Annotated in this window: 11 protein-coding genes; all 11 read right to left on the bottom strand. The window is 56.8% G+C overall.

Annotation, left to right across the window (positions count from 1 at the left end):
* Positions 1 to 4 precede the first annotated feature (4 nt).
* Entirely contained in the window at positions 5 to 889 is an 885-nt protein-coding gene (locus GH722_16030) for a phosphatidate cytidylyltransferase (GenBank protein ID MRG73278.1), read from the bottom strand.
* Positions 844 to 1581 carry an isoprenyl transferase gene (locus GH722_16025; GenBank protein MRG73277.1) on the bottom strand — a complete coding sequence of 246 codons (738 nt, stop codon included), beginning with the start codon at positions 1579 to 1581 and terminating at the stop codon, positions 844 to 846. The genes GH722_16030 and GH722_16025 overlap by 46 nt, the downstream gene beginning before the upstream one ends.
* A gap of 6 nt (positions 1582 to 1587) precedes the next feature.
* Positions 1588 to 2151, bottom strand: coding sequence for a ribosome recycling factor (locus GH722_16020; GenBank protein ID MRG73276.1), 564 nt, complete (start codon positions 2149 to 2151; stop codon positions 1588 to 1590).
* A complete protein-coding gene (locus GH722_16015; GenBank protein MRG73275.1) occupies positions 2144 to 2881 on the bottom strand; it encodes a UMP kinase in 738 nt (245 codons plus the stop codon). Before GH722_16015 ends, GH722_16020 begins: the two co-directional genes overlap by 8 nt.
* A gap of 139 nt (positions 2882 to 3020) precedes the next feature.
* Entirely contained in the window at positions 3021 to 3947 is a 927-nt protein-coding gene (locus tag GH722_16010; protein MRG73274.1) for an elongation factor Ts, read from the bottom strand.
* Positions 3948 to 4016: 69 nt separating this feature from the next.
* Positions 4017 to 4862: a 30S ribosomal protein S2 gene (gene rpsB / locus GH722_16005; protein ID MRG73273.1), complete on the bottom strand. Its 846-nt coding sequence runs from the start codon at positions 4860 to 4862 to the stop codon at positions 4017 to 4019.
* A gap of 167 nt (positions 4863 to 5029) precedes the next feature.
* The gene (dnaE, locus tag GH722_16000) at positions 5030 to 8512 is read right to left on the bottom strand and encodes a DNA polymerase III subunit alpha (GenBank protein ID MRG73272.1); all 3483 of its coding nucleotides are present in this window, start codon (positions 8510 to 8512) and stop codon (positions 5030 to 5032) included.
* A 133-nt stretch (positions 8513 to 8645) separates the two neighbouring features.
* Positions 8646 to 9326 (bottom strand): ATP-binding cassette domain-containing protein, encoded by a 681-nt coding sequence (locus GH722_15995; GenBank protein ID MRG73271.1) that lies wholly within the window; start codon positions 9324 to 9326, stop codon positions 8646 to 8648.
* Positions 9319 to 10566: a lipoprotein-releasing ABC transporter permease subunit gene (locus GH722_15990; GenBank protein ID MRG73270.1), complete on the bottom strand. Its 1248-nt coding sequence runs from the start codon at positions 10564 to 10566 to the stop codon at positions 9319 to 9321. Before GH722_15990 ends, GH722_15995 begins: the two co-directional genes overlap by 8 nt.
* Before the next feature lies 1 nt (position 10567).
* A complete protein-coding gene (locus tag GH722_15985) occupies positions 10568 to 11887 on the bottom strand; it encodes a proline--tRNA ligase (GenBank protein ID MRG73269.1) in 1320 nt (439 codons plus the stop codon).
* An 80-nt stretch (positions 11888 to 11967) separates the two neighbouring features.
* Positions 11968 to 12393: a hypothetical protein gene (locus tag GH722_15980; protein ID MRG73268.1), complete on the bottom strand. Its 426-nt coding sequence runs from the start codon at positions 12391 to 12393 to the stop codon at positions 11968 to 11970.
* Between the last annotated feature and the right edge of the window lie 80 nt (positions 12394 to 12473).

Here is a 12473-nt window from a genome sequence, read left to right as displayed (position 1 = left end):
TCAGTCAGACAGTCATGGAAAAAATAATGAGTTGCGCACACAGGGCAACCGGTGCGGCAAAGAGTAATCCGTCAAGACGGTCAAACAGACCGCCATGTCCGGGAATGATTGATCCTGAATCCTTCACACCAAGCCGCCTTTTCAATCCGGATTCCACCAGATCGCCGATTTGTGACACCACAGACAAGCCTAACGCCAGAAAGATGGCGACATTCAGGTCGAGGTCTTTCAGGAAGATGGAAAGTGGTGCAGACAGAATGATTGCGGCAAGTACGCCGCCAATGGCGCCGGACCAGGTCTTGTTCGGGCTGATGGCGGGGGCAAGTTTCGGTCCGCCAAGGGTGCGCCCGGCTGCATATGCGCCGATATCGGTCGACCAGATGACGACGAACAGCCACAGTATCCAGAATTCTCCCTCGCCCGCACTGCGAATGGCGATGAAGGCGGCAGACGGAATGCAGATATAGAAGACACCTGCCGCCCGCAGCAGCGGTCTGGCACGGCGGCGTATTTTCTGTTCAATCCAGACCAGCGCAGCCCCGGCGACGATCAGACTGGCAAGTAGCACCAGATCAGGTGGGCCGCCGGTGCGATCATAGCTGAGGCCAACATAGGCGGTTGAGAAAGCGCAGACGGCGGCGAGACCAAACCCGATGCGCCGAACGCCGCGGTCTCCACCAGCACCAGTATCAATCAGTTTGTCCCATTCAACGGCCAGAAGAACGGCAAGCAGGGTGACGAACAGGTTGAACCAGACGCCCCCAAGCCAGTCGAGCGCGATGACCGCCGGGATAAGAACAGCAGCGGACAGCGTCCGGGTCAGAAGTTCGCTGCGTTTGACAGTCACACCGGACCTGTCGTTCCAAAACGTCGCTCGCGTTTTGAGTATTCCATAACCGCAGCCTCAAGGTCTTCGCGTGAAAAGTCGGGCCACAGACGATCCGTGAATACCAGTTCTGAATAAGCGGTCTGCCAGGGCAGGAAGTTGCTGAGACGCTGTTCCCCGCTCGTTCGGATCACCAGGTCGGGGTCCGGAATATCATGGCTGTCCAGATGCCCGGCGATCATTTCCGGCGTGATGTCTTCGGGCTTTAGCTCCCCGGCCTGAACAGACTTGGCAATTTTGCGTGTGGCTTCGGTTATTTCCTGTCGTCCGCCATAGCTGAGGGCAAGAACAAGGGTCATCCTGACATTGCCGGCTGTGGTACGCTCGGCCTGATCAATGAGGTCGTTGATGTCGCGTGACAGGCGCTCGCGCTGCCCGATGACCCTGATGCGGATGCCATTGGCATTGAGTTCGGATATTTCCGAACGCAGATAAAGCTTCAGCAGCCCCATGAGGTCACGAACCTCTTCGAGCGGACGTGACCAGTTCTCGCTCGAAAAGCTGTAGAGCGTCAGATAGGAAATTCCGGCATCGACAGCAGCCCGCAAGACTTTGCGAACAGCCTCAGCCCCCTGACGGTGGCCGGCAGTTCGTGGTAGCCCGCGCTGCTTGGCCCAGCGACCGTTGCCATCCATGATGATGGCAACATGCTGGGGCGGCTGGGCCGGGCCGGCTGTCTGTAGGGATGGCTCCAGCATTGCTCAGACCTGCATGATCTCCGCTTCTTTGGCATCGAGCGTCTCATCAATTTCCTTGATGTAGACATCCGTCAGGTCCTGGACTGTTTTTTCCCAGCCGCGCTGCTCGTCCTGCGAAATTTCACCGTCTTTTTCCAGTGCCTTCAGATTGTCCATGCCGCTGCGACGGACATTACGGACTGAAATCCGCGCTTCTTCGGCATATTTTCCGGCAATTTTGCTCAGTTCCTGGCGCCGTTCTTCATTGAGGGCCGGGATCGGAATACGCACAAGGGTGCCATCACTGGCAGGGTTGAGGCCAAGGCCCGCATCCCGGATCGCCTTCTCAACAGCTCCGACCATGGATTTGTCCCATACCTGAACCGACAACATCCGCGGTTCCGGCACGCTGATGGAGCCGACCTGATTGAGCGGCATAGGGGAGCCATAGGCCATGACCTGGACCGGTTCCAGCAGACTGGTCGAGGCACGACCGGTTCGCAGTCCGCCGAATTCCTGTTGCAAAACCTCAACAGCGCCCTTCATCCGGCGTTCGAGGTCTTTCTTGATACTACCAATATCAGCCAAGGTCGTTTTCCTCCGTAATGATCGTGAACTTGCCTTCACCCCTTAACACACGGGAGAAAGAGCCAGTTTCGTGAATTGAGAAGACAAGTATGGGGATACGGTTCTCTCGCGCCAGTGAAATTGCTGAGGCGTCCATAACTTTAAGGTCCTGCGCCAGAACATCCCGATAGGTCAGAGAGTCGAAGCGTTTGGCAGCCGGGTTGGTTTTCGGGTCGGAGTCATAGACACCATCAACCTGTGTTCCTTTTAGCAGCGCATTGCAGTTCATTTCAGCAGCGCGCAGAGCAGCGGCAGAGTCTGTTGTGAAAAACGGATTGCCGGTACCGGCGCCGAAAATAACAACCCGTCCCTTTTCCATATGCCGGATCGCCCGGCGACGGATATAGGGCTCGCTGACCGTGGCCATCGGAATGGCAGACTGCACGCGGGTCTGGACATCGCGCTGTTCAAGCGCGTTCTGCATGGCGAGTGCGTTGATGATGGTTGCCAGCATGCCCATATAGTCGGCCGAGGCACGTTCCATTCCTGCCGCAGCACCGGAGACGCCACGGAAGATATTGCCGCCGCCAATGACGACACAAACTTCGGTGCCACTCTCGGTGACGGCCTTGATTTCATCGGCAATGCGGCCGACGGTCTGCGGGTCCAGACCATATTCCCGGGACCCCATGAGGCCTTCACCGGAGAGCTTCAGGAGAACACGTTTATAGGCTGGTTTTTCTGCTGTCATGATGCGCTGTTGCCCGCGATTTTCTGGTTAGATCATTTGCCCATAGAAAAGGCGGCGGATGATACACCAACCGCCGCCTTTGGTCACATGCCGCCTTGCCGTTCATAAAGAACCGCAAAAAATGGCGGAATTCAGGTGATTAGCCTTTAAGGGTTGCAGCCACTTCAGCTGCAAAGTCCTCTTCTTTTTTCTCAACGCCTTCGCCAAGGGCGAATCGGATGAAGCCGGCAACCTTGATTGCGCCGCCAGCATCCTTGGCAGCAGCTTCAACAGCGTTGCTTACCTTGGTTTCGCCGTCGATGACGAAGGTCTGGTCCAGAAGGCAGACTTCTTCGTAATATTTGCGAATACGGCCTTCGACCATCTTGTCGATGATTTCAGCAGGCTTGCCGCTTTCACGGGCCTGTTCGGACAGTACTTCACGCTCACGCGTCAGAAGTGCCGGGTCGAGGTCGTCACGGCTGACCGATTCCGGCTTGGCAGCAGCAATATGCATTGCCAGCTGTTTGCCAAGTTCCTGCAGCTTGTCAGCGTCGCCGGTTGATTCAAGAGCAACCAGAACACCGATTTTGCCGAGGCCCGGTGCCACTGCACCATGGACGTAATTCGCAACAACGCCGTTCTCAACCGAGATTGAGGCCGTACGGCGGAAGGTCATGTTTTCGCCAATCACGGCAATCAGGTCGGTCAGCGTACCGGCAACCGACTTGCCCGAACCGGGATAGTCAGCAGCAGCAACATCATCAAGGCCTTCGCCGGCATTCAGGGCAACGTCAGCAACATTGGCAGCAAACTTCTGGAAGTCTGCATTACGGGCCACGAAGTCGGTTTCAGAGTTGATTTCGACAACAGCGCCCTTGTTACCTTCCGTCGCCACTGCGACCAGGCCTTCAGATGCAACGCGGCCAGCCTTTTTGGCAGCAGCAGCAAGACCCTTGGTGCGAAGCCAGTCAACGGCAGCTTCAAAATCACCATCGGTTTCGTTCAGGGCCTTTTTGCAGTCCATCATCCCTGCGCCGGTTGATTCGCGCAGTTGCTTTACAAGCTGTGCGGTCACAGCAGCCATAATAAGTCTCCGTTCTCTGTATCTTTGTCGGGATACATGGCGGCTGTTACGCCGCCATGACACTCAATCTCAGCTTGCCGGCTTCTCTTCAGCAGGAGCGGCTTCAGCTTCCGGTGCTGCAGGAGCAGCTTCAGCGGCGGCTGCTTCTTCCAGCACTTCCGGAATGATCTCAACCGGAGCTTCTTCCGACGCACCGACATCGACGCCAGAGGCAGCGAGTTCAGTGGTCAGACCGTCGAGGACGGAACCGGCAATAAGGTCGCAATACAGCGCGATGGCACGGAGTGCATCGTCGTTACCCGGGATCGGGAAATCGATACCTTCCGGGTTGCTGTTGCTGTCGACAACGGCCACGACCGGAATACCCAGCTTGCGGGCTTCCATGACGGCGATGTCTTCCTTGTTGGTATCGATGATGACCAGAATATCCGGCAGACCTCCCATGTCCTTAATACCGCCAAGTGCGCGATCCAGCTTTTCCTTCTCGCGGGTCAGAACCAGCAGTTCTTTCTTGGTCAGGCCGGTGACTTCACTACCTCCGTCTCCAAGCTGCTCTTCCAGTTCTTTAAGGCGGCGGATGGAATTCGAAATTGTCTTCCAGTTGGTCATCATGCCGCCAAGCCAGCGGTGATTGACGTAGTACTGGCCGCATTTGCCTGCGGTCTCGGCGACAAGGCCGGCTGCCTGGCGCTTCGTGCCGACGAACAGCACGCGGCCATTGCGGGACACGATGTCGCGAACTGCCTGCATCGCACGATAAAGCATCGGTACGGTCTGCTGCAGATCGATGATGTGAATGTTGTTGCGGTCCCCGAACAGGTAGGGGGCCATTTTCGGGTTCCAGCGGCGTGTGCTGTGACCAAAGTGAACACCAGCTTCCAAAAGCTGACGCATCGTGAACGCGGGAAGCGCCATCGTCTTATCCTCTCTCCGGTTTGTCCTCCGCAGACTGTCGCCGACTTGTGATCGGACCGGACAGGGCGCGCCAACACGACGTTCCCTATGCCTGCGTGTGAATTTATGAGCGGCTAATACGGGCTGAACCGGCGGAGTGCAAGGGATAATGTGTAATCAGGAACCGATTAAATGACCTGAGCATCCACAACGCCGGGCAGCGACTTGACGGCACTCGCAGCTTCCATGTTCAGCTTGTAACGGTTTGACAGCCGGATCGAGACTTCACGGTCCATGGCTATTCTGGAAATTACCGTGACTTCGCCACTGCCCCTGCCAACCCGTTCCAGCAGGGATTTCACATCTTCCACCGGTCCCGGATCATCAAGATAAATGGTCAGGCCAACCGATACATTCTTGGCCGCCTCGTCAAGAATCTGGAAATGCTGGGCAGTCAGCCGCACGCCATCCCCTTCAAGCTGGGCATCTGCCGTGACCATCAGCGGGCGGCCACTGTCCAGATGCTCACGGGCACCTGCCAGAACTTCCGAAAAGGCGGTCAGTTCAAACACACCGGTTGCATCTGACATCTGGATGAAAGCAAAACGGTTCCCTTTGGCAGATGTTCGCTCCTGACGCCCGGAAACGACACCGGCCAGATTGATACGGGTCCCGGATGTGGAGGTGCGGATATAGGCCGGAACTTCAGCGATGGTTTTGACCTTGAGGCGCTGCAATGTCGGGCCATACATATCGAGCGGATGTGCGGACAGGTAAAAACCGATGGCCGAGAATTCTTCGTTCAGCCGTTCCATGGGCGACCAGTCACCTGCATCGGGCAGCATCAGGGGTTCTTCCGACACGTCACCGCCGCCAAACAGGCTGACCTGACCGCTGTCCCGCTCGGAGGCGGCCCGGTTTGCGTAGGCCATCACCATATCAAGGCCGGACAGCAGGCGCGCCCGGTTTGGTTCAAGCCCGTCAAAGGCCCCTGCCCGGACCAGATTTTCCATCATCCGTTTGTTGATCGACTTGCTGTCAATCCGTCCGGCGAAGTCGGCCAGCGACCGGAACGGGCCATTCGCCTTGCGCTCACGGACAATCCCTTCGACCGCGACATGCCCGACATTACGGATCGCCGCCAGAGCATAGCGAACCGCGCCGTTATCAACAGAGAAGTCGGCTTCCGAATGGTTGATATCGGGTGGTAACAGGCCCAGACCGGATTTCTGCAACTCCTGCCGGAAGGAGGAAAGTTTCTCGGTATTCCCCATATCAAGGGTCATGGAGGCGGCGAAAAATTCAACCGGGTGATTAGCCTTCAGATAGGCGGTCTGGTAGGCGATCAGCGCATAGCAGGCCGCATGGCTTTTGTTGAACCCATAGCCGGCAAACTTGTCGACATAATCGAAGATCTGGTTTGCGAGGTCTGCCGAAAGGCCGTTCTTTGCGGCTCCCTCAACAAAAATCTGGCGTTGCTGCGCCATTTCCTCGGCGATCTTCTTACCCATTGCCCGACGCAGCAAATCAGCACCACCGAGGGTATAGCCTGCCAGAGACTTGGCGATTTCCATCACCTGTTCCTGATAGATGACGACGCCGAAGGTCTCTTCCAGAATCGGTTTCAGCAGCTCATGCAGATATTCGGGCTGCTCGCGCCCGTGCTTGCATTCGATATACCGGGGAATGTTTTCCATCGGGCCGGGACGATAGAGGGCAACAAGCGCGATCAGGTCTTCCACGCTGTCGGGTTTCATCTTCCGCAGAACATCCCGCATGCCCGAGCTTTCAAGCTGGAAGACGCCGGTCGAGTCGGCTTTGCCGAGCATCTCGAAACTGGCCCTGTCATCCAGTGCCAGAGTTTCAAGATCGATATCGGTACCGCTTTGTGCAGTCAGTTTGCGGGCGGTTTCCACAACGGTCAGGGTTTTCAGGCCAAGGAAGTCGAATTTCACCAGCCCGACGGATTCGACATGTTTCATGGAATACTGGGTTACCGGCATATCCGAACGCGGATCGCGATAAAGCGGGACCAGTTCATCGAGCGGCCGGTCGCCGATCACCACACCGGCGGCATGGGTTGAAGCATGACGGTAAAGCCCTTCCAGCTTCAGGGCGATATCGATCAGCCGCCCTACTCGTTCGTCGTCTTCACGGGCATGCCGCAGTCCGGCCTCTTCCTTGACGGCAACAGAAAGCGGAGTTGGCTTGGCCGGGTTGTTCGGCACCATCTTGCAGAGCTTGTCGACCTGACCATAAGGCATCTGCAACACGCGCCCGACATCACGCAGGACGGCGCGTGCCTGCAGCTTTCCGAAGGTGATGATCTGCGCAACACGGTCACGTCCGTACAGTTCCTGTACATGGGTGATGACCTTGTCACGGTGGTCCTGACAGAAATCGATATCAAAATCAGGCATGGACACACGTTCCGGATTAAGGAACCGCTCGAACAGCAGACCGAATTCCAGAGGATCCAGATCGGTAATAGTCAGCGACCAGGCGACAACAGAGCCGGCACCGGAACCACGACCGGGACCAACGGGAATGCCGTGATCCTTTGCCCACTGGATGAATTCGGCAACGATGAGGAAGTAGCCGGGGAAATCCATCTGGATGATAACGTTCAGCTCGAAGTCGAGCCTGTCTTTGTACTCTTTTGTTTTTACTGATTTTTCTTCGTCCGACATTTCGGGCGTCAGGACCTGGCGCTCAAGCCTGCGGTCGAGGCCGTCATGCGCTCTTGCCCGCAGTTCCTCAGCCTCTGTACGGCCTGCGACGGTCGGAAAGCTGGGCAGGATAGGCGCCCGTTTCTCGACCATGAAGGCGCAGCGGCGGGCGACCGTGACGGTATTCATGACGGCTTCCGGCAGATCCTCAAACACCGCCGTCATTTCCTCTGCCGAGCGGAACCTGTGGTTTGCAGTTACCCTGCGGCGCTTCTGCTCATCAACATAGGTTGAATTGGCGATGCAGAGCAGCGCGTCATGCGCCTCGTACATATCTTCCGGGCCGAAATAGCAGTCGTTTGTGGCGATCAGCGGGATATTCATATCGTAGGCCAGATCAACCAGCCCCTGCTCTATCCGGTTCTCGTCATCCAGCCCGTGGCGCATCAGTTCGACATACAGCCGGTCACTGTACACGTCGTGAAGCTGTTGCATCATTGCCCGTGCCGGGTCGATCCGGTTGTCGAGCAGATAGCGGCCAACCGGTCCCTGCGGCCCGCCGGTGAACAGCAAAAGCCCTTCATTATATTTCAGCAGTTCCGCCATGCTGACCTGCGGCGAGGACATGCCCTCTGATTCAAGATGGGCATGACTGACCAGTTTCAGCAAATTTTCCCAGCCATTCTCGTTCTGAACCAGCAGGACAACCTGATCCGGGTCAAGCCGGTGATTAGCCCGTCCGCTGGCCCGGTCAGCCGGTGGCGTGATGTTGAGCTGACACCCCATTACAGGCTGGATGCCAGCCCCGGAGCAGACCTGTGAGAATGCGAGGGAGCCGAACAGGTTGTTGGTGTCGGTCAGGCCCACCGCCGGCATATTATGCTGACGGCAAAGCTCAACGATTTCCGCATCCCCCTTCTTCGGCTGATCAATTCTGATCGCCCCTTCCGACAGGGAATAGGCGCTGTGAAGCCGAAGATGGATGAAGGATGCGTCTGTCATAAAACCGGGTCCCGATGCTCTCCACCCACCCCGCGTCCCGGGGTGGGTTCCGATATCCGGACAGTCTCATACTGGCTTTTATCTGTCAGCACTGTGGCCTGTGGATAGGTCAGTTATCCACAGATAATCGCTGTCAGTTGCCGAGGCGGCCTTCCGACAGGATCAGCGTGCGATCCATACGGCTGGCAAGTTCCGGGTTATGGGTGGCAATCAGGGCGCCGACATTCTCATGCCGGACGAGGCGCATAAGTTCGGCAAAAACCTTGTCGGCCGTTTCCGGGTCAAGGTTGCCTGTCGGCTCGTCAGCCAGCAGAACGGCGGGCTTGTTTGCCAGTGCGCGGGAGATCGCGACACGTTGCTGCTCCCCTCCGGAAAGCCGTGCCGGACGGTGTTCCATCCGATGCGACAGCCCCATCATTTCCAGCAGTTCTGTTGCTCTGACTTTCGCATTCTTGCGCGAAACACCGGCGATCATCTGCGGAATGATGACATTCTCCAGCGCCGTGAACTCGGGCAGCAGGTGGTGATACTGATAGACAAAACCAATCCGGGCGCGGCGGATGGCGGTACGTGCGTTGTCGCCAAGACCATTACAGTTCTCGCCGAACAGATTGACATCACCGGATGTCGGGTGCTCCAGCAGACCGGCTATCTGCAACAGGGTCGATTTGCCGGATCCGGAAGGGCCAACCAGGGCTGCAACCTCGCCGGATTGCACGGCAAGATTGACGCCCCGCAATACCTCGATCTGTTCGCCGCCCTGTTCAAAGGTACGGCGCACATCTGCCAGCCGGAGGGCTGCAACCTTACTCATAACGCAGTGCCTCAACCGGATCGAGGCGGGCCGCCCGCCAGGCCGGATAAACGGTCGCCAGGAAGGACAGCGCGAGGGCCATGCCAACCACCATGATCACCTCGTTGCTGTCTATCTTCGCCGGAAGCCGGGACAGGAAATAGATTTCAGCGTCGAAGACGGTCGCCCCGCTCAGTTTTTCGACCCATTGCTTGATGGTGTCGATGTTGAGGCAGAACAACATGCCCAGACCAAAGCCGGCAATTGTGCCGGTCACGCCGATTGAGGCACCGGACAGCAGGAAGATCCGCATGATCATGCCCCGGGTTGCCCCCATGGTACGCAGAATGGCGATGTCCCTGCCCTTGTCCTTCACCAGCATGATGAGGCTGGAGATGATATTGAAGGCAGCGACCAGAATGATCAGCGTCAGGATCAGGAACATTACATTACGTTCGACCTGTAATGCATTGAAAAAACTGGAATTGTTTTGCTGCCAGGTACGGGTCTGATACTTGCTGCCGGTCTTCGCGCCGATATCGACCTGAATCGGGAATATCTTGTCAGGGTTCTCGACAAACACTTCGATATGGGTAACGGAACCGGGATACTGAAAGAATATCTGGCCAGCTTCGAGCGGCATGAAAATGTAGGACGAGTCATATTCGTACATGCCGACGCTGAACAGACCGACCACCGTATAGGCCCGGACCCGGGGGACTGTACCGAAAGGTGATGCCTTGCCCTTCGGGGAGATCAGCTTGAGTTTGTCGCCCGGAAAGACCCCGAGTTTCTGCGCCATGCGATCACCGATGAGGATTGCATCATCCCCCTTGAAAGCATCAAGACTGGATTGAGGAACAGAACCGGAGATGATCTTGCGCGCCTTCAGGTTCTCCGGGGATATCGACCGGACCAGGGCCCCTGTCGATCCCCGTGGACCGGCAGCAAGAATCTGGCCTTCGACTGTCGGGGTAACGGCTATGACGCCCTTCGTATCGCGGATCTGAGCCGCAACATTTTCATAATCTGTCAGCGGTTCGGAGACGCTGTAGATGTTGAGATGTCCGTTCAGACCCAGAATCCGGGACAACAGTTCTTCCCGAAAACCATTCATAACCGAAAGCACGATGATCAGTGTGGCAACGCCAAGTGCAATCCCGAGCAGGGAAAACCCGGCAATGACCGAAATGAACCCTTCCTGACGGCGGGCCCGGAGATAACGCATGGCGACCATACGCTCGAAGGCTGAGAACATCAGCTTAGCCTGCCAGCCGTGAGATCACGGTATCAATCGGTGTTTCCTCGACAACGCCGGTTGCCCGGTTCTTCAGTTCCACCATGCCGTTTTTCACGCCACGGGGGCCGACGAGGATCTGCCAGGGCAAACCAATCAGGTCCATATCGGCGAACTTGGCCCCTGCCCGTTCATCACGGTCATCATAGAGCACTTCGACACCGGCATTGCGGCATTGTGCATAAAGGCTGTCGCAGGCAGATGTGCAGGCCTCATCGCCAAACCGGAGATTCAGGATGCCCACCTTGAAGGGGGCAACGCTTTCCGGCCAGATGATCCCCTTGTCGTCATGGGAGGCCTCGATGATGCCGCCAACCAGGCGGGAAACGCCGATTCCGTAGGAGCCGCATTCCGGAATGACCTCTTGTCCATCAGGGCCAATGACCCGGACACCCAGAGGCTCGGTATATTTGCGTCCGAAGTGGAAAATATGGCCAACTTCGATCCCGCGTTTGCTGAGCAGATCACCTTCGGCCACGCCGCAGTTCGCTGCATCATGCATATCGTCGGTCGCGGCATAGGGAGCTGTCCACTGATCGACAATGTTTTGCAGGTCTGCGGTCTCGTAATCGATATTCGCAAGGCTATCGACGCTCATGTCCTCGAACTTGCGGTCGTAATAGACAGCGGATTCGCCGGTATCAGCCAGAATGATGAATTCATGGCTCAGTTTACCACCGATCGGGCCGGTATCGGCGGCCATCGGGATCGCCTTCAGGCCCATGCGGTCATAGGTTTTCAGATAGGAGACGAACATCTTGTTATAGGCATGCTTCGCGCTTTCGTAATCCAGATCGAAGCTGTAGCCGTCTTTCATCAGGAATTCGCGCCCGCGCATGACGCCAAAGCGGGGGCGGACTTCGTCCCGGAACTTCCACTGGATATGATAGACGATGCGCGGCAGGTCACGATAAGAGCGGACATCACCACGGAAAATTTCCGTGATCTGTTCTTCATTGGTCGGGCCATACAGCATTTCACGGTCATGCCGGTCGGTAATGCGCAGCATTTCGCGGCCATAATCCTCGTATCGCCCGCTCTCTTTCCAGATGTCGGCCGGCTGAATGGTCGGCATCAGGACTTCCTGTGCGCCGGCGGCATCCTGCTCTTCGCGGACAATCCGTTCGATATTCTTCAGAACGCGGAAACCAAGCGGCAGCCAGGAATAAATTCCGGCGCTGGACTGGCGGACCATACCGGCACGCAGCATCAGGCGGTGCGATGCGATCTCTGCTTCTTTCGGCGTTTCCTTGAGTGTAGGCATGAAATAGCGCGACAGGCGCATGGGACTTGACCTCAATTGCGGATGAACTGGCGCGACAGTATGAAAAGCAGCCGCCGAACGCAATGACAGCGAGACCGCTATCAGCGGAATCCGGCTGCCTTGCAGCGTTCTGCGAGCTCAGAAGCTTCCTCATCACCAAGCGGCTGACCATTGACGGTGATCCGCCGCTTGTTGATATCATATTTCACCTTGCCGACAGATGCTGTGGTTTCATCCAGCCGGCCACCGGCAACCCCTGCCCCGACAGGCTTTATCGACAGGTCAAATTCGATCACATCGGGCGTCTTGAAGCGAAAATGATTGTCGCCTTTGGTACTGGCGCCGACGACCTTGTTACCCCGGACATCAACACCGGGTTTGTATTTCACATCGTCAGCCGCAACATGCCGGACGATCCGGCGGCATTCCGCTTTTGACACGCTTACCGGCATGACATCTTCAATTGCCTGGGCAGCGGGTAACGTGAAAATGCTCAGGAGAAGCGAGATCAGGACTGTTTTACGCATGTCACACCCGTTAGGTTTCTGTGCGGTGAACAGAGATTGTTTGCTTTCTTTATTTGGTACGCAAGCAAACCGATAGATTC

It is taken from the genome of Alphaproteobacteria bacterium HT1-32, assembly GCA_009649675.1.
Taxonomy (GTDB): Bacteria; Pseudomonadota; Alphaproteobacteria; order Rhodospirillales; family HT1-32; genus HT1-32.
Note: the sequence above shows the minus strand (reverse complement) of the source record. Positions and strands in the feature narration are given on the sequence as shown.